The 24854-nt window shown below is 64.3% G+C and carries 16 protein-coding genes; 12 read left to right on the top strand and 4 right to left on the bottom strand.

The window, feature by feature from the left end:
• Nucleotides 1-36 precede the first annotated feature (36 nt).
• Nucleotides 37-2481: a prolyl oligopeptidase family serine peptidase gene (locus ACT01B_RS21945; RefSeq protein WP_445145316.1), complete on the top strand. Its 2445-nt coding sequence runs from the start codon at nucleotides 37-39 to the stop codon at nucleotides 2479-2481.
• Between the two features lie 155 nt (nucleotides 2482-2636).
• Here the strand turns inward: ACT01B_RS21945 and ACT01B_RS21940 are convergent, their stop codons facing one another.
• Complete coding sequence (locus ACT01B_RS21940) at nucleotides 2637-3455, bottom strand: AraC family transcriptional regulator (protein WP_445145315.1); 819 nt, start codon at nucleotides 3453-3455, stop codon at nucleotides 2637-2639.
• 238 nt (nucleotides 3456-3693) lie between these two features.
• On the opposite strand from ACT01B_RS21940, the gene ACT01B_RS21935 reads away from it, so the two are divergent.
• The 5 genes from ACT01B_RS21935 to ACT01B_RS21915 all read left to right on the top strand — a co-directional run bounded on the left by ACT01B_RS21935 (nucleotide 3694) and on the right by ACT01B_RS21915 (nucleotide 8788).
• Nucleotides 3694-3942: a hypothetical protein gene (locus ACT01B_RS21935; protein ID WP_445145314.1), complete on the top strand. Its 249-nt coding sequence runs from the start codon at nucleotides 3694-3696 to the stop codon at nucleotides 3940-3942.
• Between the two features lie 88 nt (nucleotides 3943-4030).
• Entirely contained in the window at nucleotides 4031-4489 is a 459-nt protein-coding gene (locus ACT01B_RS21930; protein WP_445145313.1) for a MarR family winged helix-turn-helix transcriptional regulator, read from the top strand.
• Nucleotides 4490-4520: 31 nt separating this feature from the next.
• Nucleotides 4521-5990 carry an efflux transporter outer membrane subunit gene (locus ACT01B_RS21925; protein ID WP_445145312.1) on the top strand — a complete coding sequence of 490 codons (1470 nt, stop codon included), beginning with the start codon at nucleotides 4521-4523 and terminating at the stop codon, nucleotides 5988-5990.
• Between the two features lie 12 nt (nucleotides 5991-6002).
• Nucleotides 6003-7205, top strand: coding sequence for an HlyD family secretion protein (locus tag ACT01B_RS21920; protein ID WP_445145311.1), 1203 nt, complete (start codon nucleotides 6003-6005; stop codon nucleotides 7203-7205).
• A gap of 59 nt (nucleotides 7206-7264) precedes the next feature.
• A complete protein-coding gene (locus ACT01B_RS21915; protein ID WP_445145310.1) occupies nucleotides 7265-8788 on the top strand; it encodes a DHA2 family efflux MFS transporter permease subunit in 1524 nt (507 codons plus the stop codon).
• Nucleotides 8789-8860: 72 nt separating this feature from the next.
• Here ACT01B_RS21915 and ACT01B_RS21910 read toward each other — a convergent pair whose 3' ends face one another.
• Nucleotides 8861-9745, bottom strand: a complete 885-nt coding sequence (locus tag ACT01B_RS21910; protein ID WP_445145309.1) for a bestrophin family protein — start codon at nucleotides 9743-9745, stop codon at nucleotides 8861-8863.
• A 181-nt stretch (nucleotides 9746-9926) separates the two neighbouring features.
• Here ACT01B_RS21910 and ACT01B_RS21905 point away from each other — a divergent pair, with 181 nt between their 5' ends.
• The 6 genes from ACT01B_RS21905 (at nucleotide 9927) to ACT01B_RS21880 (ending at nucleotide 17977) form a co-directional block, all read left to right on the top strand.
• Nucleotides 9927-10523 (top strand): DUF2239 family protein, encoded by a 597-nt coding sequence (locus ACT01B_RS21905; protein WP_445145308.1) that lies wholly within the window; start codon nucleotides 9927-9929, stop codon nucleotides 10521-10523.
• A 45-nt stretch (nucleotides 10524-10568) separates the two neighbouring features.
• Nucleotides 10569-12032, top strand: coding sequence for an MATE family efflux transporter (locus tag ACT01B_RS21900; RefSeq protein ID WP_445145307.1), 1464 nt, complete (start codon nucleotides 10569-10571; stop codon nucleotides 12030-12032).
• 81 nt (nucleotides 12033-12113) lie between these two features.
• On the top strand, nucleotides 12114-13403 hold the full coding sequence (locus ACT01B_RS21895; protein ID WP_445145306.1) for an MFS transporter: 1290 nt from the start codon (nucleotides 12114-12116) through the stop codon (nucleotides 13401-13403).
• 107 nt (nucleotides 13404-13510) lie between these two features.
• Complete coding sequence (locus ACT01B_RS21890) at nucleotides 13511-15169, top strand: multicopper oxidase family protein (protein WP_445145305.1); 1659 nt, start codon at nucleotides 13511-13513, stop codon at nucleotides 15167-15169.
• Nucleotides 15170-15391: 222 nt separating this feature from the next.
• The gene (locus ACT01B_RS21885; RefSeq protein WP_445145304.1) at nucleotides 15392-17434 is read left to right on the top strand and encodes an alkaline phosphatase family protein; all 2043 of its coding nucleotides are present in this window, start codon (nucleotides 15392-15394) and stop codon (nucleotides 17432-17434) included.
• 69 nt (nucleotides 17435-17503) lie between these two features.
• Nucleotides 17504-17977 carry a DUF3617 domain-containing protein gene (locus ACT01B_RS21880; protein WP_445145303.1) on the top strand — a complete coding sequence of 158 codons (474 nt, stop codon included), beginning with the start codon at nucleotides 17504-17506 and terminating at the stop codon, nucleotides 17975-17977.
• 82 nt (nucleotides 17978-18059) lie between these two features.
• Here the strand turns inward: ACT01B_RS21880 and ACT01B_RS21875 are convergent, their stop codons facing one another.
• Both ACT01B_RS21875 and ACT01B_RS21870 read right to left on the bottom strand, forming a co-directional pair.
• Entirely contained in the window at nucleotides 18060-21215 is a 3156-nt protein-coding gene (locus ACT01B_RS21875; protein WP_445145302.1) for an efflux RND transporter permease subunit, read from the bottom strand.
• 301 nt (nucleotides 21216-21516) lie between these two features.
• Nucleotides 21517-24711 carry an efflux RND transporter permease subunit gene (locus tag ACT01B_RS21870; RefSeq protein WP_445145301.1) on the bottom strand — a complete coding sequence of 1065 codons (3195 nt, stop codon included), beginning with the start codon at nucleotides 24709-24711 and terminating at the stop codon, nucleotides 21517-21519.
• Nucleotides 24712-24854 lie beyond the last annotated feature (143 nt).

Here is a 24854-nt window from a genome sequence, read left to right as displayed (position 1 = left end):
TAGCTATGCTCAGGCGTTTTGACTGTGGAGCGCCTCATGCGTCGAATGCTCTTCGCCGGCCTTGCCGCCTTAGCCGCGCTGCCCGCGGCGGCCTTGTCGCCATCCGCCACCGGCGGAAAGCTCGATCTGGAAACCATCATGGCCAATCCGGATTGGATCGGCGCGGCGGTGGAGTCTCCGTATTGGAGCGTGGACGGGCGCAGCCTCTACTACTCGCTGAAGCGCGACGGCAGCAAGGTGCGCGACCTCTATCGGGTCGATCCGGCCAGCGGCCAGAGCACGAAGCTTGATGCGGCGGCAGTGGCGCAGGCCGATGGCGCGCCGGTGTTCGACCGCAGCCATCGCCATGCCGCCTTCGTGCGCCATGGCGACGTGTTTCTGGTCGACGTGGGCAGTGGCCGCCGTGTGCAGGTGACGCGCAGCACCGATGAGGAGTCCTCGCCGCGCTTCTCCAGCGACGATCGCAGCCTGCAATACCGCCAGGGCAACAACTGGTTCGTCTACGACATCGCCGGCGGCGTGAGCGCACCGGCCGCCGTGCTGCGCTTCGTCGACGACCCGCAGGCCAAGCAACCGGACGCACTGGGCCGGCAGCAGCTGGACCTGTTCAATGCGCTGCGCCAGAACAAGTCCGACAAGGATGCCCAGCGCGCGAACGACGATGCGCTCGCCGCGGCCGACCCGGGCCGCGCGCCCAAGCCGATCTTTCTGGGCGAAGGCGGCGAGCCGGTGGACACCGAGCTGTCGCCCGATGGCCGCTGGATGCTGGTGGTCACCAAGCCCAAGGACTTCAAGAAGGGCAAGGAGCCGGAAGTCACCCACTACGTCACCGATTCCGGTTACGCGGAGCAGCAGGAAACGCGCACCTATGTCGGTCGCAACGCCGCCGCCCCGCAGTCGTTGTTGCTGATCGACCTGAAGGCCGCCAAGTTCTACCCACTGAAGACCGACAGCCTGCCCGGCATCAAGGACGATCCGCTCAAGGACATCCGCAGCAAGACCGTCGCTGCGCTGGAGAAGGCCGGCAAGGCGGACGAGGCGAAGGCGTTGAAGGCGCCCGACCAGCGCTCGGTGCGCATTATTTCCAGCGCCGAGGATGGCGGTGGCGGCGGCATCGTGTGGAGCGATGACGGCCAGAACGTGGCCGTCCAGCTGCGCGCGATCGACAACAAGGACCGCTGGATCGCCAGCGTCGATTTCGACCGGCACGCCCTGGTCAACCAGCACCGCCTGACCGACAACGCCTGGATCAACTGGAACTTCAACGATTTCGGCTGGCTCAAGGATGGCCGCACGCTGTGGTATCTCAGCGAGGAAACCGGCTATTCGCAGCTCTACAGCAAGAGCCTGGGCGGCAAGCCCAGGGCGTTGACCTCGGGCAAGTTCGAGGTCAGCCATCCGCTGCTCAGCGACGATGGCCAGTGGTTCTACACGCGCACCAACCAGGTTGCGCCGTATAGCTATGACGTCTATCGCGTGCCCAGCGGCGGCGGCGAACTGAGCCGCGTCACGCAGTTCCAGGGCATGAATGATTTCGTGCTGTCGCCCGACGGCCGTCAGCTGGCGCTGCTGCATTCCTCGCCGTATCGACTGGCGCAGCTGGCGGTGCAGGATGCCGCTGGCGGCGCGGCGCGTGAACTCACCAACACGATGAAGCCCGAATTCACCGCGCATGCGTGGATTGCGCCGCAGATCGTCGGCGTGCCGTCCTCGCATGCTGCCGGCACGGTCTGGGCGAAGTATTACGGTCCGTCCGATCCGGTGGTGGCGGCGTCCCGTCCGGCGGTGATCTTCGTGCATGGCGCGGGCTACCTGCAGAACGTCACGCTGTCGTACTCCAACTATTTCCGCGAGCAGATGTTCCACAACCTGCTGGTGCAGCAGGGCTTCGTGGTGCTCGACATGGACTACCGCGCCTCGGACGGCTATGGCCGCGACTGGCGCACGGCCATCTACCGCCAGATGGGCCATCCGGAACTGGAAGACCTGCTCGACGGCAAGGCCTGGCTGGTGAAGAACCAGGGCGTCGACCCGCGGCGCGTGGGCATGTATGGCGGCAGCTACGGTGGCTTCATGACGCTGATGTCGCTGCTGCGCGCGCCGGGTGAATTCGCGGCCGGTGCGGCGCTGCGTCCGGTGACCGACTGGGTGACCTACAACCACGAGTACACCTCGAACATCCTCAACGACCCGCAGCTCGATCCCGAGGCTTACGCCACCAGCTCGCCGATCGAATACGCGGACAAGCTGCAGGATGCGTTGCTGATCCAGCACGGCCTGATCGACGACAACGTACTGGCCAGCGATTCCATCCGCATGTACCAGCGCTTCATCGAGCTGCACAAGAACAACTTCTGGCTCTCGCTGTATCCGATGGAGCGCCACGGCTTCGTGCATCCGGACTCGTGGCATGACGAATACCGCCGTATCGACGAGTTGTTCCAGACCTGGTTGCGGCCGACGCCGTCGGCGACGAACTGAGCAAGACTTGCTCCCTCTCCCCTTCGGGGAGAGGGCTGGGGTGAGGGGTCAATCTTGCGACTAGGCAAGGCTTTAAGCTGGCTCTTAATGATAATGAGCCTTTCCGCAAGCACCCGCCCCTCACCTCATTCCTCTCCCCAACGGGGAGAGGAAGCTCAAGCGGGAGCCTGCGACGCAAAGTAGCGTGCAGGCGGCTGCCCAAAACTGCGACGGAACATCGCCACAAACGCGCTGACGCTGGCATAGCCCAGTGCATCGGCCACCACCGATACCGGCTCGCCATCGGCGAGCCGCTCCAGTCCACGCGACAACCGCGCCAGCTGGCGCCATTGCGCGAAGCTCAAGGCCGTTTCGCTGCGAAACAGCCGGCTCAGGCTACGTGGCGACAAGCCCGCCCATAAGGCCCATTCGGCCAGCCCGCGGTTGTCCTCCGGATGCTCCAGCAGGGCCAACGCGATGCGCACGGCGCGTCGATCGATCGGCATCGGCAAATGCAGTGGTTCCGGCCGCGTACTGCAGATCTCCTCCAGCAGGACGGTGGTCAGACGCTCCTGACTTTCGTCCAGCTGGGTTTCCCAGGTCCATGAGCTGGCCCGGCGCACCAGCGCCCGCATCAATTCGGTCACGCCCGTCACGCAGGGTTCGCTTGGCAGACAGCCGCAATCGGGCGGTGTGACGAACACCCCCCAGCCGGTCATCGGTCCGCTGATGCTTATCAGGTGTTCCTCGCCGGGCGGCATCCAGCCGGCGCGGTGCGGCGGTAGTAGCCATGAGCCGCGCTCCGTGCGCACGTGCACCAGTCCGCTTTCGACGCAGAACAACTGCCCGCGCACATGACTGTGCCAGCCGTACTCGCGGGTGCCCTGGTCGTACTCGCTCGCCGCCTCGCCCTCGGTCCAGTAGGCAATGACCGAGGGACCATCGATCTGGTCGATCAGCCGGTATAGCTGTTCGCGTCTGGCACGAGGGTCCATGGCCGGTTCTCGATAAACAATGACCAAATAACGCTAACAGGAATCACCGGCCTTGCCTAACATGCCTCGGTCGGTACGGCCTCGCCCTGCCGCTCTATCCCACCGCTGCCGCCGCTCGCGGTGCCGGACGCGCCAGAAAGCGGTTGCCTTGAGTTCCCCACCGTAGTCACGGTCGAGGCAGCTACTGCGTCCTGATCCAGAACTCGGCATCGTCGAGTCGATGCCGTAGGAGATTCCTATGTCGATGATCGCTGAGCAAACGCTGGACTTGGAACGTGTCGCTGCGCCCGTGGAAACCTTTATTGCCTGCGCCCACCAGATGCTGGACCAGGGCACGCCGGAGGCTGCGCGCAAAGCGATCGAACCTCATCTGCTCGAACTGCTGCCGGTCCTGCGCGCCTTGGGCGTGTTCGAGCTGTTCGAGCTGCGCGACCCGGCGCTGCGCGCCTGGTTGAGCGACGAGTTGGAGGGGGCCCGACACGGCTGAAACCGGGGTGGTAACTGTTGCCTGGACAAAGGCATCCTGAAATATATTTGCCTTGACAAATATATTATGGGCAATAGAATGCACGCCAATGAATCCCCCGGCCCCCTCGCAAGCGACGTCGCAGGAAAGCATCGGCATCCTGATCAGCCTGGTCCGCAGCGAGCTGGTCCGCACGATGGAAGCGGAGCTGCAGGCATCCGGCGTGGGCCTGCGCTTCACCCAGTTCCTGATACTCAAACGCCTGGCCTTGCTGGGCCCGATGTCGGCCAGTGAGCTGGCCCGCGCAGTGGAGCTGGATGGTGGTGCGATGACGCGCCAGCTGGACCAGCTGGAGGGCAAGGGTTACCTGCGCCGGGTTCCGCACGCGCAGGACCGTCGCGCCCTGCGTATCGAGCTGACCGAAGCCGGCGACGTGCTGTGGCGGCAAACCAACATCTGCAATGACATCGTGCTGGAAGCGGCCCAGTCGGCGCTGAATCCGACGGAACGCCAGCAACTTCAAGACTACCTGGGGCGCGTACTGAAAGCGCTCCGCAACAAGACCTGATTCCCCCGTTTACCTCTTGGAAGCCAAGTCCATGCGTCTGCAATTACTTGCGGCAGCCACCGGCCTCACCCTCGCCCTGGCGGGTTGCGTCAGCAGCGGTGGCCTGCATCCGGAAGGCTCGTTGACCGATCCCTCTTCCCTCAAGAGTTCGCGCAGCCTTTCCGGCATCACGCTCTCCCCCGCTGCCTGGCCCGCTGACGACTGGTGGACTGGCCTGGGCGATCCCCAGCTCAGCGCGCTGATCGCCGAAGCCCTGAAGGACAATCCGAGCCTGGCCGTGGCCGATGCCCGTGCGCGCGACGCGCAGGCCCAGGCCGGCGCCGCCGATGCCGAGCGCGGTCCTAGCGTCAACGCCGGCGCCAATGTGATTGGCCAGCGTCTTCCCACCACGGCGTTCCCGCCGGAACTGGGCGGCGGCCACTTCACCTGGTTCAAGGACGTACGCGCCAGCTTCAGCTGGGGCCTCGACCTGTGGGGTGGCAAGCGTGCCGCGTGGGAGGCCGCACTCGGCCAGCAGCGTGCCGCGGAAGTGGAATCACGTGCCGCGCGCATCCAGTTGTCCAGCAATGTCGCCCTCGCCTATGTGCAGCTGGGCTACGCGTTTGCGCAGATGGACGTGGCCAAGGATGTGCAGGATCGCGCCAACTCCGTGCATCAACTCACCCTGCAGCGTGTCGATGCCGGCGTCGACAGCCAGCTGCAGCTCAAGCAAAGCGATACCGAAGTCGCCAATGCCGACCAGCAGCTGACGGCCGCCAGCCGCGCCGTCAGGGCCGCTCGCTCCTCGCTGTCGGTGCTGTTGGGCAAGGGCCCGGATCGCGGCCTCGACATTACCCGTCCGCAACAGCTCGAACCCGCCGCGCTGACCGTGCCTGCGGAGCTGCCGGTGGACCTGATGGGTCATCGTGCCGACCTGGTCGCTGCGCGCTGGCGCGTCGAGGCGGCTGGCAAGGAGATCAAGGTCGCCAAGACCGAGTTCCTGCCCGATATCAGCATCAGCGCGATGGCCGGCTTCGTGGCCGCCGGCGGTACCAATGCGCTGCAGATGCCGGCGCGCTTCTTCACTGTCGGTCCGTCGCTGAGCCTGCCGATCTTCGATGGCGGTCGCCTGCGCGCGAACCTCGCCGGCAAGGACGCCGAGTACGACCTCGCGGTGGCGCAGTACAACCAGACCCTGGTCACCGCTGTGAACGAAGTGGCCGACGATTACGACGCCGTGCAGTCCGCGCAGCAACAGGTGGCCGAGCAGCAGCGTGCGGTGGATGCCGCGTCGCAGGCCTGGCAGCTGTCAGAACAGCGCTACAAGGCGGGCGTGGGCAGCTATCTCGAGGCTCTGATCGTGCGCCAGCAGTTGCTGGTGGCCGAGCAGCAGATGGCCGCACTCAAGTCGCAGCAGGTCGAGTCTTCCGTGCAGCTCATCCAGGCACTCGGCGGCGGCTTCCGCCCCCAGGCTGGCACAGCCGATGTAGCCGTCCGTCCTTCTTCTGAACCTTCGCTCTAAGGGCTATCCCCCATGTCTAGCCAAACCCCGCTCGCGGCCGACAACACCGCCCCCGTACCAGCACCGAACAACCGGCGTGGTTTCCTGTTGCGCCTGCTCGGCGCGATCCTGGTGCTCGCCGCCATTGCCTGGGCGGTGTGGTACTTCATCGAAGGTCGCTGGTACGAAGGCACCGACGACGCCTATGTCAGCGGCAATATCGTGCAGATCACGCCGCAGGTGCCCGGCTCCGTGGTGACCATCGGTGCCGATGACGGCGACCTGGTCCATGCCGGCGACATCCTGGTCAAGCTCGATCCGGCCGATGCCGAGGTAGCGCTAGCCCAGGCCAAGGCCAACCTCGCCAGCACGGTGCGCAAGGTGCGCGGCCTGTACAGCAATGTGACCGGTGCCCAGGCCGATGTGGCGGCGCGCAAGATTGCCGTCGACAAGGCGCTAGCCGACTACAACCGTCGCCGTGACCTGGCCAAGACCGGTGCCATTTCGGCGGAAGAACTGTCGCACGCGCAGGACACGCTGACCACGGCGCAGAGCGCGCTTACGGCCGCGCAGCAGCAGTACCAGACCAACAAGGTGCTGGTGGATGACACCGTGGTCGCCTCGCATCCGGACGTCCAGACGGCCGCGGCCAAGTTGCGCGCCGCTTTCCTCGACGACGTGCGTACCTCGATCGTGGCACCCGTGGACGGCTACGTTGCCAAGCGCTCGGTCCAGTTGGGCCAGCGGGTGGCGACGGGTGCGCCGCTGATGGCCGTGGTGCCGCTGCATGATGTGTGGATCGACGCCAACTTCAAGGAAACGCAGCTCACCAACATGCGTATCGGCCAGCCCGTGGAGATCCGCTCCGACGTCTACGGCGGTGCGGTGACTTACAAGGGCAAGGTCGAGAGCTTGGGCGTAGGCACGGGTAGCGCGTTCGCGCTGCTGCCGGCGCAGAACGCCACCGGCAACTGGATCAAGATCGTGCAGCGCGTGCCGGTTCGCGTGTACTTCGACGATCCCAAGCAGCTGGAGCAGCATCCGCTGCGCATCGGCCTGTCGACCAAGGTGGACGTGAACATGCACGACCAGAGCGGCCCGCTGCTGTCCAAGCAGGCGCCGACGCAACCTGCATTCAATACCGATGTGTACCAGCAGCAGTTGGCCAAGGCCGATGGCCTGATCGCCGAGATCATCCATGCCAACACGGCTGGCGATAGCCACGACAAGCAGTAAACAAGCAGGCGGTGCCGGCTTCGGCTGGCGCCCTTTCTTCACCCAAGGTTATCCGTGCGATGAGTAGTGAATTTCGTCCGCCCAACCTGGCCCTGGCCACGATCGGCCTGTCGTTGGCGACCTTCATGCAGGTGCTCGACACGACCATCGCCAATGTGTCGCTGCCGACGATCGCCGGCAACCTCGGCGTCAGCGTCAACCAGAGCACCTGGGTCATTACCTCCTTCGCGGTCAGCACCGCCATTGCGCTGCCGTTGACCGGCTTTCTCAACCGTCGCTTCGGCGAGGTGAGGCTGTTCATCTGGTCGACGTTGCTGTTCTCGCTGGCGTCGCTGCTATGTGGCCTCGCGCAGAGCATGCCGATGCTGATCCTGTTTCGCGCGATCCAGGGTGCGGTGGCGGGTCCGATGTACCCGATCACGCAGAGCCTGATGATTTCGATCTATCCACCCGCGAAACGCGGCATGGCGCTTGCGTTGCTGGCGATGGTGACGGTGGTGGCGCCGATCGCCGGACCGATTTTGGGCGGCTGGATTACCGACAACTATTCGTGGCCGTGGATCTTCTTCGTCAACGTGCCGATCGGCATTTTCGCCAGCATGGTCGTCAAGAACCAGATGAAGCTACGCGTGGATACCACCTCGCGCCCGAAGATGGACTATGTGGGCCTGATCACGCTGATTGTTGGCGTCGGCGCGCTGCAGATCGTGCTGGACAAGGGCAATGACGAGGACTGGTTCAACTCGTCGTTCATCATCATCACCAGCATCGTTTCGGCCATCGCGCTGGCGATCTTCCTGATCTGGGAACTCACCGACGAGGATCCGATCGTCAACCTGCGCTTGTTGCGCCATCGCAATTTCCGCATCGGAACGATCGCGCTGGTGCTGGCGTATGCGGCGTTTTTCGCCATCGGTCTGCTGGTGCCGCAGTGGTTGCAGCGCAACCTGGGCTACACATCCACCTGGGCCGGCTTCGCCGCGGCCCCGCTGGGCATCCTGCCGGTGATGCTGACCTTCATCGTGGGCAAGTACGCCAACCGTACCGACATGCGTCTGCTCGCGTCGTGCGCGTTCCTGGTGATGGGTATCACCTGTTTCCTGCGTTCCGATTTTTTTCTGCAGATCGACTTCAACACCGTAGCACTCGTGCAGTTGCTGCAGGGCCTGGGTGTGGCGCTGTTCTTCATGCCGGTGACGACGATTCTGTTGTCGGATCTGAAACCCAACGAAATTCCATCGGGTGGCGGCCTGGCAACCTTCCTGCGTACGTTGGGTGCGAGTTTCTCCGCTTCGCTCACCACCTTCCTGTGGGATCGCCGCGCCATCGTGCATCACGCGCACCTGAGCGAGCACATCACGCCGTACGACTCGTCGCCCCAGGCCGCGCTGCAAGCGGCAGGCGTGAGCGGGCCGGCGGCCAATGCGACGCTTGAGCAGATGATCACGCAGCAGGCCTCCCAGATCTCGTTCAACGAGGTGTTCCATCTGCTGGGCTGGGTATTCTTCGCCCTGATCGTGGTGATCTGGATGGCGCGGCCGCCGTTCACCGCGAAGGCCGGGGCGGCCGGTGGTGGGCACTGAGCCTTGCGACAGCATCAACGACAACGGCCCTCAGGGCCGTTGTCGTTGATGCGTCCCAAGCCTGAAGCATCGCTAGAGCAAGACGCCGTCCACCGGCTGCAGTGGCTCGGGCAGATCCTGCTCGCCCAGCAAGGCGCCGAGGCTGATCTCGATCGTGCGGCACATGGCATCCAGGGCAAGATCGTTCGGCAATCGCTCAAACGGGCTTTCGATCTGGTCGCCCAACGCATCCAGGCCGAAAAACGTATAGGCGAGTACGCCTACCATCAGCGGCGTGGCCCAGCCCACGCTACCGACCAGACAGAACGGCAGCAGCAGGCAGTACATGTACACCGTGCGATGCAGCAGCAGGATGTAGGCGAACGGAATCGGCGTGCCGTGGATGCGCTCGCAACCGCCGAGCACATACGACATGCGGCTCAACTGCGCGTCGATGCTGGCCAGCAGGATGCTGTCGAGTCGACCCTCGCGGCGCAGCCGTGCATAGCTTTCGCCAATCAGGCCCAGCAAGGCATTCGGTGGATTAGGTGACTGCAGTAGCGCGGCGACCTCGGCCGGCGCCAACCAGCGCGCCAGATCCTGCTCGGGCGCTGAGCCTCGGAGCAGGTGGCGCAAAGCGTGCGCATAGGCGATCAGCCGATGCACGCGCAGACGCTGCTCCTCGTACGGCAAGTCATCGGGCAGGCTGATGGTCTGGCGCGCCAGGTTGCGCAGCACGATCAGCAATTCACCCCATAGGGTGCGCGCTTCCCACCAACGCTCGTAGGCCACGCTATTGCGGAAGCCGAGGAAGATCGCCAGGGTCAGTCCCATCAAGGTCAGCGGGACCGCGCCGAGCTCGATGCCGGTGTGCGGTAGACGATGTTCCACCAGCACGACCAGCACCGCCAACGCCATCATGCCGAGCACCCGCTTCCAGATGACCGGCACGATCGAACCGCGCAGGGTGAACAGCATCAGCCGCAGCGGGCGGGAAGGCCGGTGGACGACCATGGCTAAGGCGGCGCAAGGGAGGCCACGCACTTTAGCGCGGGAGCCGGATGCTCGCCGGATGGGTGGGTTGGCGCCGCTCCGGTGGATTGACGCCGGCCTTTTAATCCGGGCAAAATGCGCCAGCATTACTACCCGGATAAAACTCATGCACGCCAGCGAAGACAGTAGCTGTGTAGCTTTTCATGGCCACGAACAGATTGCCTCGGGTGCACTGGCCCATGTCGCCCTGGCCGTCAAACAGGCCTTGGACGCAGGCGCAGCGGGTCCGGTGCTGATCTTCGACGACCACAGCAGCCGGCAGATCGAGATCGATTTTCGCGGCACACCCGATGAGGTGCTGGCACGCCTGCAGGTTGCGACGCCTGCGCCGGCCGAGTCCACCAACCGCGGTCCCGGCCGACCGAAACTCGGTGTGGTGGCGCGTGAGGTCACCCTGCTGCCGCGGCATTGGGAGTGGCTTTCCGGCCAACCCGGTGGCGCATCGGCGGTGCTGCGAAAGCTGGTCGACGAGGCGCGCCGCGCGGGCAACGGCCGCGATCGCGCCCGCTTGGCGGGCGAATCGGTGGATCGCTTCATGCTCGCCCTGGCGGGCGACCTGCCCGGTTATGAGGAGGCATCCCGCGCGTTCTGGCGCAAGCAACACGCTAGTTTCATTCAATGGACAGATGCGTGGCCCGCCGATGTGCGCGAGCATGTACGCCGACTGGCAGCGACGACGTGGGACACCGCTACGACTGCCTGACTGCGCTCCCTGCCTTCCCCTTCCCTCTTCGCGGAAAACCCATTGATGTCATCTGTCGCCGCAAAGCAGCCCCTGCTCACTGAAGGCCCGATCGCGCGTACGTTGCTGATGTTCGCGTTGCCGATCCTGGGCAGCACGGTGCTGCAGTCGCTGAACGGTTCGGTCAACGCCATGTGGATCGGCCATTACCTGGGCGAGGCGGCATTGACGGCGGTCAGCAACGCCAACCTGATCCTGTTCCTGCTGCTCGGTGCCGTGTTTGGCCTGAGCATGGCCTGCACCATCCTGGTCGGCCAGAGCCTGGGCGCGCGCAACATGCTTGAGGCTAAGCGCGTCGTGGGCACCGGCGTGACCTTCTTCGTGGCGGTCTCGGTGCTGGTGGCGATCGCCGGTTATGCGGGCACGCCCTGGATGCTTGGCGTGTTGGGTACACCCGTCGACGCGCAGGCGTTCGCCGTACCGTACCTGCGCATCATCTTCATCGCCGTGCCTGCGATGTATTTCTACAGCTTCCTCATGATGACGCTGCGCGGCGCCGGCGATTCACGCACGCCTTTCATCTTCATGGGCTTGTCGGTGTTGCTGGATATCGTGCTCAACCCGATGTTGATCTTCGGCGTCGGGCCGTTTCCACGCATGGGCATCGCCGGTTCGGCGACGTCGACATTGATTGCGCAGAGCGTTGCCCTCGTCGCGCTGCTATGGACGCTGTATGCGCGCAAGCACTTCCTGCGCCTGACCCGTGGCGAGCTGCGCTTCCTGCGTCCCGATATGACCATCCTGCGAGCGCTGGTGTTCAAGGGTCTGCCGATGGGCCTGCAGATGATCGTGATCTCGACCTCGGCGATGATCATGATCCACATGGTCAACGGCTATGGCTCGAAGACCACCGCCGCCTACGGTGCCGCGACCCAGTTGTGGACGTATGTGCAGATGCCGGCGATGGCGATCGGCGCGGCCGTGTCGTCGATGGCGGCGCAAAACGTGGGCGCCAGGTTGTGGGACCGCGTAAGCCGCATCACCAAGGTGGGCGTGCTGTACAACTTCCTGCTCAGTGGCGCGCTGATCGGCTTGATCTACCTGTTCAACCATGCCGCGCTCAACCTGTTCCTGCCCAACGACGGCGAGGCGCTGGCGCTGGCGCAGCATCTGAATGGCATTGCGGTGTGGTCCTTCATGTTCTTTGGCGTCACCTTCGTGCTGTTCGGCGTCGTGCGTTCCACCGGTGCGGTGATGCCGCCCCTGGTCATCCTGTTCATCTCGATGTGGCTGATCCGCCCGCCGTTTGCGCTGTTGCTGGCGCCTGGTATCGGTGCGGACTCGATCTGGTGGAGTTTCCCGCTCGGTTCGCTCGCCTCGATGCTGATGGCGATGGGTTATTACCGCTGGGGTGGCTGGCGCCGCGCGCACATGCTCACGCCGCCGATCAAGACTGTCGATGAACAGGCGGCCGTCTCGGGCCAGCAAGCGCCGACCACCGGCCAGGGTGTACCCGCTTCCGTGGATTGAAGCATAACGACGGTATTCGCCATCCCAACTTAGCCACCATCAAGGCGAACCATCCTCGGTACGCCGCGTAAGGACACGTTGATGCAAACCGCGACCCAAGGCTCGGTACTGGCCAATCGTAATTTTCGCCTGCTCTTTGGCGGCAGCACCGTATCGGCGCTGGGCGACCAGTTCACGCTGGTGGCGCTGCCATGGCTGGTGCTCAAGCTCACCGGTGACCCGGCGGCGCTGGGCCTGGTGCTGGCGGCCATGGCGCTGCCGCGGGCGATCTTCATGTTGATCGGTGGCGCTGTGGTGGATCGCATGTCGCCACGGCGCGTGCTGCTGGCTGCCCGTGGTGCCAATGCCTTGCTGGTGAGCCTGTTGGCGCTGCTGGTGTGGAGCGGCAGCATCAACATGCCGATGGTCTATGCGATTGCACTGGGGATCGGCTTGTCGACAGCATTTGCGTATCCGGCGTCCTCGTCGATCCTTCCGCAATTGATGGAACCCACCCAGCTCGCCTCGGCCAACGCGCTGATCATGGGCATGCGCCAATTGAGTGTGTTCGTCGGACCGCTGCTGGCTGGCCTCGTGATCGGCTCGGGAGCGCATGCCGCGGTTGCCCGTGGTCCGGCGGATGCCCATGGCCTGGGCCTCGCCTTCGGCATCGATGCGGTGAGCTTCCTCGCCTCGTTGGGCTCGCTCATGATGATCCGACTGCACACGGACGATCATCCCCGGCGTACCCAGGGCAGCGTGCTGGCAGCCGTGGCGGAGGGCGTTCGCGAGGTATGGGCCGACGTGCCGTTGCGTGCATTCATCCTCTACATCGGTGCTGTCACGGTCTTCGTCGGCGGCCCGATCCAGGTGGGCCTGCCGGTGCTGGCAGACACGCGACTGGACCTGGGCGCGGCCTCGCTGGGCATCCTGATGACGGCCAATGGCGGCGGCATGGTACTGGGAGGGTTTCTCTCGAAGTTGGCCACGCGCCTGATACGCGGTCGGCTTGGCCTGATGGTGCTGTGCATCGACAGCGTCGCCGGCTTGGGCCTGGTGATGCTGGGCTGGGTCCACAGCACCTGGAGCGGAGCGGTCCTGCTGGCCGCCACCGGCGTGTTGGCGGGGATCGCCCAGATCGCCATCATCAGCTGGATCCAGCAGCGTGTATCGCGCGAAATGATGGGCCGCACCATGAGCCTCCTGATGTTCACCTTCATGGGCCTCGGGCCGGTATCGGCCGCGTTGGCCGGTACCCTGCTTAAGATCATCAGCCTGCCCGCCTTGTTCGCCGGATCCGGACTGGCGCTCACGGTCATTGCCCTGGGCTGCCTGTCCAATGCTGCGCTACGCAGTATCGGCGCGCCCAAGCCAGACGAAGCCGTGGGCTGAAGCGGGGCCGGGGCTGGGCTGCCACGCGCTTGTCATGGGCCATTCTTAACGTGTGATACCATGGCAGCCGCAACTTTCCCACACCGGCCCGACATGGCCGTGATCGCGTGAGTCTTACGCGTCGTCGTTTCCTGCGTGGCCTGGCGGATATGGCCGGCGTTGCGGCCGCTGCCGACTTGGGCCTGCTGGCCTGGGCGGCCCCTGCATCGGTGGACGCTGGCATGCCTCGTATGGCGATGCCGCAGCTGGCTGCGCCGAAGGTAGCGCTGGTCAATCCGGTGACGCTGGCGCGTTTTGTCGATCCGCTGCCGATACCGCCGTTGGCGCGAGCGACGGGGCAGCGCGAGCACCCGGCCTACCCGGGCAAAAAACTTCCGATGTATCGCATGGAGATGCGCGCCTTCAGCGCGCGCCTGCATCGCGACCTGCCGCCCACGCCGCTATGGGGTTATGGCGGTGCATTTCCGGGGCCGACGCTGGAAGCGATGCGCAACGAGCCGATCCTGGTCGAGTGGGTGAATTCGTTGCCCGAGCGGCATTTCCTGCCGATCGATCACACCATTCACGGCGCTGAGCGGAGCAAGCCGGAGGTGCGCACGGTGGCACACGTGCACGGCGCCCGCGCCCCTGCAGGCAGCGACGGCTATCCGGAAGACTGGTTCGCGCCTGGGCATTCGGCCGTCTATCACTATCCCAACGCGCAGGATGCAGCCACCCTTTGGTATCACGATCACGCGATGGGCATCACCCGGCTCAATATCTATGCCGGGTTGTTCGGCGCCTTCATCGTCCGCGACGCGGAAGAGCAGGCGCTTGGCTTGCCGTCGGGAGATTGCGATTTACCGCTGATCCTGTGCGACCGCCTGATCGCCAAAGATGGCCAGCTCTACTACCCCGTGTCCGACGATCCCGCGGCGCCATGGGTTTCCGAGTGCAACGGCAACGCGATTCTCTGCAACGGCAAGCTCTATCCGTTTGCGGAGGTCGAGCCGCGGCGTTATCGACTGCGACTGGTCAACGCCGCCAACACACGCTTCTTCAACCTGTCGCTATCGTCGGGCCAGCCGTTCCAGCAAATTGCGAGCGACCAGGGCTTGCTGCCGGCGCCGCTGCCGCGCGAACGCATCGAACTCTATCCTGCCGAACGCGCGGACGTCGTGGTCGATTTCAGTGGACTCGATGGCAAGACGCTGCAGCTGCGCCATCAGTCCGAAGCGATCCTGGAGTTTCGCGTGCGCGATCGCGGCCGTCGAGATGCGGGCGCGTTGCCGGCGACACTGCGTGCGGTGAATCGTATCGATCCCAGTACCGCTGTGCGTGATCGGCTGCTCACGCTCGGCGAGCAGGACGATGCCGGCGGCCGCCCGATGATGATGATGCTGGGCGGCAAGCATTGGTCCGCGCCCATCACCGAGGATCCGCGACAGGACAGCGTCGAGACCTGGAGCCTGCTCAACGTCACCGGCGACGTGCATCCGATTCACCTGCATCTTGTGCGCTTCCAGGTGATCGAGCGACGCCCGTTTGATCTGTTCGCATGGAACGCGAACAAGACACTCAAGTACACCGGCCCCGCGCAAATACCACCGGCGCACGAGATGGGCTGGAAAGATACGGTGCGCGCCGACCCCGGCATGGTCACTCGCATCATCATGCGATTCGAAGGCGAACCCGGTCGCTACGTGTGGCACTGCCATCTGCTCGAGCACGAAGACAACGAGATGATGCGGCCCTTCCAGCTGCTACCCGCAAGCGCAAAGACCTAACGAAAACGAGCGCACTTTCTTGAGCGCGCGCGCAAGCTCATGCGCCGTCGCAGCACTGTCATGTTGGACGGCTGCGCTGTCGCAGTAGTGCCAAGGCATCGTCATCTAGGCGGACCAGACTCGCCGACGGCTTGGGTGTTCGACGTTGCGATCGGCACACAGGCTGTAATCAGGGGGATTACTCGATTGCAGCCCGACAGGGTATCTGCAGGAGATCCAGACATGTCCATGATGTATGTCCGCAAGCGGGTCATGCCGTTTGTCATCGGCACACTCACGGCCGGCCTTGCCGGTATTGTCAGTGCACAAAGCGCCACCCCGCCTGACCATGATGCGGTTTTCCGCGGGCAGGTTCCGGCGGCGGGTGTGAACAACCGTTCCGGTGTACCCGGAGGCGTCACCGTATTGCATGCTCCCGGTGATGGCGAAGACCGCAGCGGTCGCACCAACACACCGATCAAGCATGTCATTCTGCTGATCGGCGAAAACCGTACCTTCGATCACGTATTCGCCACTTACACGCCGCCGAGCGGGCAGAGTGTGAATAACCTGCTGTCCGAAGGCATCGTCAATGCGGATGGCACGCCGGGCCCGAATGTCGCCGCTGCGCGCCAATGGCAGGCTTCCAGCACCGGCGCGTTCTCCCTCGCTCCCACCCACACCAGTCCGTACACCTTGCTGCCGCCGATGAATACTGGCGGCGCGCCGACCCAGGCACCGTTCGCGTCCGCAGCGCAGGCACAAGCGCTGGAGCCGGCCCTGCCGACCAGCGCCTATATCGAACTTGCCGAAGGCGGCACTGGCCTGCCGAGCCACGTGGTCGATACACGCTTCCCCACCCAGCTGCCCAACGCACCGGTCGATATGCATGCGTCGATCAGCTACGACGACTACGCCAACAGCCCGGTGCACCGCTTCTTCCAGATGTGGCAGCAGCTCGACTGCAATGTGCAGGCGGCCACGGCGAAGAACCCCAGCGGTTGCCGCAATGACCTGTTCCCGTGGGTGGAAACCAGCATCGGTGCGGGCACCAACGGCAAGACTCAGCCTGCCGGCTTTACCGACCAGACCACGGGCGAAGGCTCGACGGCCATGCAGTTCCTCAACATGGCCAAGGGTGATGCGCCCTACTTCGCCGAGCTCGCCCGCACTTACGCACTTAGCGACAACTTCCACCAGTCGGTGATGGGCGGCACGGGCGCCAACCACATCATGCTCGGCTTCGGCGACCTGATCTATTACGCCGACGGCAACGGTAATCCGATCACGCCGCCGGCGAACCAGATCGAGAATCCCGATGCGCAGCCTGGCACCAACAACTGGTACGTGCAGGACGGTTACGGCGGCGGTTCGTATGTGAATTGCGCGGACGACACGCAGCCTGGCGTCGCTGCCGTGACGAACTACCTCAAGTCGCTGCCGTACCACACGTTCCATGGCACCGACTGCAAGCGCAACGCCTACTACCTGGTGAACAACTACAACCCGGGCTACCTGGGTGACGGTACGGCGGCCCCGCTGGGTGCCACGCAGTTCACCATTCCGCCGACACAGCAGGACAACCTCGCTCTGCTGCTTAGCCGTCATCACGTGAGCTGGAAGTACTACGGCGAAGGTTGGGGTGGCGGCAAGGAGAATGGCGAAGCGGGCACGTTCTGCAACATCTGCGACCCGTTCCTGTACTCCACCCAGGTCATGACCAATCCAAAGCTGCGCGCCAACAACCAGGACATCAACGATCTTTACAACGATATCCAGAACGGCACCCTGCCGGCGGTCTCCATCGCCAAACCGGATGGCATTCTGGACGGCCATCCCGCCTCGTCCAAGCTTGAACTCTTCGAAGGCTATGTGAAGAAGATCGTGGACATGGCGAAGGCCAACCCGAAGGTGTGGGAAGACACCGTCATCATGGTGACCTTCGATGAAGGCGGCGGCTACTACGACTCCGGTTATGTGCAGCCAATCGACTTCTTCGGCGACGGTTCGCGCATTCCGATGCTGGTGATCTCGCGTTACTCGGAAGGTGGTCGCGTGGTGCACACGTATTACGACCATGTCTCCTTCGACAAATTCGTCGAAGCCAACTGGGGCCTGCACGAGACGATCTCGGGCCGCAGCCGCGACAACCTGCCCAACCCGGTAGCGCGGCCGAGCAACCCGTACGTGCCGCTCAACGCTCCGGCGATCGGTAACCTGATGAACATGTTCGACTTCGATCGTGATGCCCAGCCGCATATGGCTGCGGCGGAAACGCAGGACTAAGTCCACGCGGTTCATGCCCTGCCTGCGCAAGCAGGCAGGGCATCCTTCTCGTTCAACGGAGTCACGACCGTGAAGCAGTATCTCAATCGGCTGGTTCTTAGCTGGCGGCAATGGAACGCAATGGAGCGCATGGTCGCGCTGGCATCGCTCGCCGTGCTCAGTCTTGCCGCCGCGGCCAGCCACGCCGATCCAGGCGATTTTCAGGCCATGCCCGGACTATGGAAGATCACCACGCGCAGCTTCGATCACGGCCACGCCGGTTCGGAGCAGACGCGATGGCATTGCGTGGATGAAGGCCCCGACCCGTGGCTGGAGTTTGCTGATCTGCCGGGCCCGGTTCAGTGCAAGCGCAGTGGCGAACTGCGCCGTAGCACGGCCCTGGCGTGGACGTTGACTTGCCCGGGCATGTCACCCGCCGCCGCCCACGGCCGGGTGGATTTCGACTCGCCCGAGCATTACACCGCCAGCGTGAAGCTGCAGGGGCATGATGTTGTCCAGGTGGAAGGACGGCGCTACGCGGCGTGTACCAGCGCGAACGACTGAATCTTTTTTCTCCCTCTCTCCCGCAGGGACTACCTTCGGGTCGCCCGGAGGGAGAAGGAGCAGACGCGCGCCAGCGCCAGCCTTACCCTGCGGCCGGATGCGCCTTCAGCGCCCGCTTCGCAGCGCGCCGTTCCCTGCGCGCGGCCTGGCGAATCTTGCGGTCGTAATTCCACAGGTAGATCGCCGGCGTGCTGAGCAGGGTCAGTAACTGCGACACCAGCAGGCCGCCGACGATGGCAACACCGAGCGGTTGACGCATTTCGGAACCCACACCAAAGCCAATCGCCAGCGGCAACGCGGCACCCATCGCGACCAGGGTGGTCATGGTGATCGGACGGAAGCGCACCAGTGCCGCTTCGCGAATCGCCTCCGGTGGCGACAAGCCGCGTTCGCGCTGGGCGACCAGGGCAAAGTCGACCATCAGGATCGCGTTCTTCTTCACGATGCCGATCAGCATCAGGATCGCAATGATCGCCATCAGCGTGAGCTGGACCTGCGTCACCAGCATCGCCAGGAAGGCGCCCGCGCCGGCCGCCGGCAGGGTGGACAGGATGGTGAGCGGATGGCCGAGGCTTTCGTAGAGAATGCCCAGCACGATGTACATGGCCACGATCGACGCGATCAGCAGCACCAGGCCGTTGGACTTGGCCTTCTGCAGTCGCTCGTTCTGGCCGGTGAATTCCACATGCACGCCGGCCGGCAAGCCCACGGCGATGGCGGTGTTCTCCACCAGCTTCACGCCTACGTCCTGGGCGATCTTCGGGGCCAGGTTGTAGTTGATGGTGGAAGCCTGCAGCTGGTTGTGGTGGCGGATGCGCATCGGGCTGATGTTGGGCTCGATGTGCGCCAGCGCGGATAGCGGAACCATCAGGCCCTGCGCATTGCGTACACGAAGATTGAGCAGCGTCTCAGGGCTCAACGAGGCGGCCTGAGCCGACGTGAGCACCACCCAGTACTGGTTGATGTCCGAATAGATGATCGACACCTGGCGTTGGCCGAACGAATTGAGCAGGGCCGTATCGACATCACCCATGCTCACCTGCAGATGGCTGGCCGCCTCACGATCCACCTTCATCAGCTGCTGTTTGCCGACCAGGTCGAAGTTGCTGCCGACGTCGCGAAACTCCTTGGTGTTTCGCAGCTTCTGCACCATCTTCAGCGTCCACGGCTGCAGGTCTTCGCCGTTGGTCGCAATCAGCTGGAATTCGTACTGGCCGCCCTTGTCGCCGCTGCCGCCGCCACCAATGAATTGCACCAGGCTCAGCGAGACCTTGATGCCCGACATCGCGTCGTATTGCTTGGACAGGCGATCCATCACGACTTTCGCGCTGTCATGTCGGTCGTTCGGACCGTAGCCGCGCGGCTTGAGGTCCACGAACATGCTGCCGGCATTGCCGACGGCACCGTTGCCGTCATTGCTGCCCAGCGTCGTGAGCACGTCGAGCACGGCCGGGTCGGCCCGCATCACCGCAGCGGCGCGCTGCGCGCGTTGGGCCATCAGGGTGGGAGAAATATTGGCATCGGCGCGGATGTCGCCCTGGATCATGCCGATGTCTTCCTCCGGCATGAAGTTGCCGCCCGCGGTGGCCACCACCGCCGCGCCCAGGCCAAAGGTGAGCAGCAGCAGGAGCAGGGGCTGCCAGCGCATCAGCCGGCGATGGTGCATGGCCCAGTCCAGCGAGCGCTCGTAGATGCGATGCAGGCTGCGATCGAATCGCTCCAGCGCGAGCTCGATGCGGCCTTGCGTGCGTTCGCCCGGTTCGTCCTGCTTGAGGAAATAGGCGCAAAGCGCCGGCGTCAGGGTCAGCGAGACGAGCGCGGAGATCACCACCGCCACCGCCAGCGTCACCGAGAATTCGCGCAACAGCATGATGATCAGGTTGTTGCCGAACAGCAGCGGCGCGAATACTGCGACCAGCGACAGCGTGATCGAGATGACGGTGAAGCCGATTTCGCGCACGCCGGTCAGCGCTGCCGGCAGCGGCGCCTCGCCGTGCTCCATGTGGCGAACGATGTTCTCGATCACCACGATGGCATCGTCGACCACGAAGCCGATGCACAGCACCAGGGCCACCAGGGACAGCGTGTTGAGCGTGTAACCGAGCGCCAGCATGACCACGAAGGCGCCCGCCAGGGACAGCGGAATGCTCAGCGTGGCGATCAGGGTCGGGCGCAGCCGGCGCAGGAACACCAGCATCACCAGCACCACCATGACGACGCTGATCATCAGCGCGACCTGCACCTCGTGCAGCGCCGACTTGGTGGTCTGGGTGAGGTCGAAGATCGGCGTGATCTGTACATCCGCCGGCATCCACTGGCGGAACTCGGGCAGGCGCGCGCGAATCTCCTCCACGGTGGCCACGGCATTGGCCTCCGCGCGCTTGCTGATCTGCATGGCCACGGTGGTCTGGTCGTTGAACCAGGCACCCTGGTAAATGTCCTGCTGGCCGCTGCTGACCTTGGCCACATCGGACAGGCGCACCGGCGCACCCTTGCGCTGGGCGATAAGCAGCTTGGCAAAATCCCCCGGTTCACTGAGCCCGTCGTTAGCAGTCACCGTCATCTGGGTGCGGCCGTCGCTAAGGACACCTTGCGGTGAGGTGACGTTCGCGGCGATCAGCGCATTGCGCACATCGTTGGCGGTCAGCCCCTTGGCCGCCAGCGCATTGGTGTCCAGCTCCACCCGTACCGCATGCGGCGTGCCGCCGAACACCTGCACCTGCGCCACGCCGGGAATTTGCGAGACGGCGGGCTTGAGCAAGGTGTCGGTGAGGTCGTAGAGCTTGTCGGGCGGCAGACTGGTGGAGGTAAGCGAGACCAGCAGGATCGGAATCTGCGAGGTGTCGAATTTGAAGTACTGCGGTGGGCTGGGCATCACCGGCAGGTCGGCCTGGGCGGCGTTGATCGCCGCCTGCACATCACGGGCGGCCTTGTCCGCGCTGCGGTCGAAGTTGAAACGGACCTGGATGGTGGCGTTGCCCTCGGTGGCGTTGCCGTACATGTCCTCGATGCCGGGAATCTGGCCCAGGTGTCGCTCCAACGGGGCGAGCACGGTGGAGGCCATGGTCTGGGCGCTGGCACCCGGCAACGACGCGGTGATGAACACGCCGGGGACTTCCAGCGACGGCAGCGCGGCCACGCCCAACAGGCCATAGGCAATCAGACCTGCCAGCAACAGGCCCAAACCCATCAGCGAAGTGCCCACGGGGCGGCGAATCAGTGGCGCGAAGATATTCACTCAGGTTTCCATACCGGTAAGAGGCTGCGCACACACGCGAGACTGCCGGGGGAGGCGGCCACGGGGCGTTGAAGGCGCGCGTTCACGCACGTCGTAGAGAGAATACGCAGTCATGCTGCACTTTATGCCTGCGTTGACACGACACGCGAATGTGCCTGAAGTCCGTCCCTGCCGAAAGGCAGGGGCGCATTTACTCCCTCTCCCCTGCGGGGAGAGGGCTGGGGTGAGGGGCCAATCTTGCGGGGAACTGACATCGGAGCGCGCTTCGTGGAAAGTCCCCCGCGAGCACCCGCCCCTCACCTCAGTCCTCTCCCCGGAGGGGAGAGGAAGGAAAGGCGTTCACGTCCGCCGCCGTCTTCGCCTTCAACGCCCGCTTCGCCTCACGGCGCGCCTTCCGAGCCGCCTTGCGCTCCTTGCGGTCGTAATTCCACAGATAAATGGCCGGCGTACTGAGCAGTGTCAGCAACTGCGAGACGAGCAGGCCGCCGACGATGGCCACGCCCAGCGGCTGGCGCATCTCCGAACCGATGCCAAACCCAATGGCCAGCGGCAGCGCCGCGCCCATCGCCACCAGGGTGGTCATGGTGATCGGGCGGAAGCGCACCAGCGCGGCCTGGCGGATCGCCTCCGGTGGCGACAGCCCGTGTTCGCGCTGGGCGACCAGGGCGAAGTCGACCATCAGGATCGCGTTCTTCTTGACGATGCCGATCAGCATCAGGATCGCGATGATCGCCATCAGCGAGACCGACATGCCGGTCGCCAACATCGCCAGGAAGGCGCCTGCACCCGCCGCGGGCAAGGTGGACAGAATGGTGAGCGGATGGCCCAGGCTCTCGTAGAGGATGCCCAGCACGATGTACATGGCGAGGATGGAGCCGATCAGCAGCACGTTGGCGTTGCTGCGCGTCTCCTGCAGCTGCTGGTTGCCGCCGGTATAGCTGATCTGGATGCCGGCGGGCAGGCGCGCATCGGCCACGATCTGCTCAATCAGCGCCATGGCCTTGTCCTGCGGCATGTTCTGCTCGGTGTTGTAGTAGATCTGCGCCGCTTCCAACTGGTTGGTGTGAATCACCAGCGACGGTGAGACATTGGGCTCGATACGTGCCACCGCCGACAGCGGCACCATATTGCCCTGCTGGCCACGCACATAGGTGTTGAGCAGGGTGGACAGGTTGATCGAGTGTTCCGCCGACGAGGTCAGCACCACCCAATACTGGTTGATGTCCGAATAGATGATCGAGACCTGGTTCTGGCCGAACGCGTTGTATAGGGCCGAATCGATCAGGCCCATGTTCACCTGCAGTCGGCTTGCTGCGGCGCGGTCGACCTTGAGCATCTGCTGCTTGTCGACACTGTCGTATTCGGTGGTGACGTCGTGGAATTCCTTCCGCTTGCGCATCAACTGACCCACCTTCAGCGCCCATGGCTGCAGGTCGGTGTTGTTGCTGCTGATCAGCTCGAAGCTCTGGCTGCCGCGGTTGCTGTCGTTGTTGTCGTTGAAGAAACCGATGGAGTTCAGTGAGACGCGCAGCTCCGGCAACTTCTCGTAGGCCTTGGACAGCCGCGCGATGATGTCCTTGATCGGCTCGGAGCGCTGGCCGGGGCCGCTGCCGCGCGGCTTGAGGTCGACGAACATGGTGGCCTGGTTGCCGACGGCGCCGCCGGCGTTGTCGCTGCCAAGAAAGGTGGTGACGTCGAGCACGGCGGGGTCGGCCTTCATGATGGCCGAGGCGCGCTGGGCCCGTTCGGCCATCAAGGTGGGCGAAATATTCGCATCGGCGCGGACATCGCCCTGGATCATGCCGATGTCTTCCGGCGGCATGAAATTGAAGCCGAACAGCTTCACCACGCCCATCGCCATCGCCACGGTCAGCGCCAGCAGGATGATCGGCTGCCAACGCATCAGGCGGCGATGGCGCATAGCCCAGTCCAGCGCGCGTGCGTAGATATGCTGCATGCCGAGGTCGAAGCGCTCAATGGTTCGTTCCAGGCGTCCCGGCACGCGCGCGCCGCTCTCCTCTACCGGTAGAAAGCGCCCGCACAGAGCCGGTGTAACCGACAGCGAGACGATCGCCGAGATCACCACCGCGGCCGTCAGCGTCACCGAGAACTCGCGCAGCAGCAAGGTGAACTGGTTGTTGCCGAACAACAGCGGTGCGAATACGGCAATCAGCGACAAGGTAATCGAGACCACGGTGAAGCCGATCTCCTTCATGCCGGCGAGTGCCGCCTGCAAGGGCGGCGCACCTTGTTCCATATGACGGACGACGTTCTCGATCACCACGATCGCATCGTCCACCACGAAGCCAATGCACAGCACCAGCGCGATCAGCGACAGCGTGTTGAGCGTATAGCCCAGGGTCCACATCACCGCGAAGGCACCCGCGAGCGACAGCGGTACGCTCAACATGGCTATCAGCATGGGACCGACGCGGCGCAGGAAGACCAGCATCACCAGCGCCACCATCACCACGCTCAGCATCAGCGCCACCATCACTTCATGCAGGGCGGCCTTGGTGGTCTGGGTGAGGTCGAAGATCGGCGTGATCTGCAAGTCCGCGGGCAGCCATGCGCGCATTTGCGGCAGCTTGGCCCGCACGGCATCGGCGGTCGCCACTGCATTCGCTTCGGGGCGCTTGGCGATGCGAATGGCCACCGAGCGATGGTTATTGAACCAGGCCGCCTGGTACTCATCCTGCTGGCCACTGACTACATGCGCGACGTCGGACAGACGCACCGGCGCGCCGTTCTTGATCGCGATCAGCAGGCTCGCGAACTCCTCCGGGTTGTGCAGCGCATCGTTGGCGGTCACCGTCATCTGGGTGCGACCGTCGCTCAGCGTGCCTTGCGGCGAAGTCACATTGGCGGCGCGCAGGGCATTGGCGACGTCGTTGGCGGTAAGCCCCTTGGCAGCGAGCGCCGCGGTATTGAGCTCCACGCGCACAGCGCGTGGTCGTCCGCCGATAACGCGCACCTGGGCGACGCCGGGAATCTGCGCGAGCGCCGGATTGATCAGGGTATCGGCCAGGTCGAAGAGCTTGTCGGGCGGCACCGTCTCAGAGGTGAGCGAGAGCAGCAGGACGGGAATATTGGCCGTGTTGAATTTGTAGTAACGCGGCGGCACCGTCATGCTCGACGGCAGATCGACCCGGGCCGCGTTGATGGCCGCCTGCACGTCACGCGCCAGCTTGTCGGTACTGAGCCCGAAGTTGAACAAGATCCGGATCGAGGTGGAGCCGTCGTTGCTTTCCGAGTGCATCTCGCGGATGCCCGGGATACGGCCAAGATGCCGTTCCAACGGTGCGGCTACGGTCGACGCCATGGTCTGCGCGTTGGCGCCCGGCACCTCGGTGTACACCACCATGCCGGGGAATTCGATCGAAGGCAGCGCCGCCACGCCCAGCAACAGGTAGGCCCACAGACCCGCCAGGGCGAGGCCAAGCGCCAGCAGCGAAGTGCCGATCGGGCGACGTATCAATGGCGCGAAAAGGTTCACGGGCATCCAGTCCGTTGACGATGGCGCGCCCCTGTCGCGCCGACCTGCGGGACGCGCTTGGCGATGGCGCGATCTCTGTCGCCTTTATGCACGCAATCGTGTGACGGCGAATGTGCCGTAAGGGATGGGAAAAGAAATCGTCA

The sequence above is a fragment of the Dyella sp. Tek66A03 genome, assembly GCF_052567735.1.
Note: the sequence above shows the minus strand (reverse complement) of the source record. Positions and strands in the feature narration are given on the sequence as shown.

What these genes read in the sequence shown, in the direction of transcription:
- ACT01B_RS21900 (WP_445145307.1), top strand. Translation starts at nt 10,569, where the DNA reads ATGTCATCTGTCGCCGCAAAGCAGCCCCTGCTCACTGAAGGCCCGATC.
- ACT01B_RS21930 (WP_445145313.1), top strand. Translation starts at nt 4,031, where the DNA reads ATGAATCCCCCGGCCCCCTCGCAAGCGACGTCGCAGGAAAGCATCGGC.
- ACT01B_RS21935 (WP_445145314.1), top strand. Translation starts at nt 3,694, where the DNA reads ATGTCGATGATCGCTGAGCAAACGCTGGACTTGGAACGTGTCGCTGCG.
- ACT01B_RS21940 (WP_445145315.1), bottom strand. Translation starts at nt 3,455, where the DNA reads ATGGACCCTCGTGCCAGACGCGAACAGCTATACCGGCTGATCGACCAG.
- ACT01B_RS21915 (WP_445145310.1), top strand. Translation starts at nt 7,265, where the DNA reads ATGAGTAGTGAATTTCGTCCGCCCAACCTGGCCCTGGCCACGATCGGC.
- ACT01B_RS21910 (WP_445145309.1), bottom strand. Translation starts at nt 9,745, where the DNA reads ATGCTGTTCACCCTGCGCGGTTCGATCGTGCCGGTCATCTGGAAGCGG.
- ACT01B_RS21945 (WP_445145316.1), top strand. Translation starts at nt 37, where the DNA reads ATGCGTCGAATGCTCTTCGCCGGCCTTGCCGCCTTAGCCGCGCTGCCC.
- ACT01B_RS21895 (WP_445145306.1), top strand. Translation starts at nt 12,114, where the DNA reads ATGCAAACCGCGACCCAAGGCTCGGTACTGGCCAATCGTAATTTTCGC.
- ACT01B_RS21905 (WP_445145308.1), top strand. Translation starts at nt 9,927, where the DNA reads ATGCACGCCAGCGAAGACAGTAGCTGTGTAGCTTTTCATGGCCACGAA.
- ACT01B_RS21885 (WP_445145304.1), top strand. Translation starts at nt 15,392, where the DNA reads ATGTCCATGATGTATGTCCGCAAGCGGGTCATGCCGTTTGTCATCGGC.
- ACT01B_RS21925 (WP_445145312.1), top strand. Translation starts at nt 4,521, where the DNA reads ATGCGTCTGCAATTACTTGCGGCAGCCACCGGCCTCACCCTCGCCCTG.
- ACT01B_RS21920 (WP_445145311.1), top strand. Translation starts at nt 6,003, where the DNA reads ATGTCTAGCCAAACCCCGCTCGCGGCCGACAACACCGCCCCCGTACCA.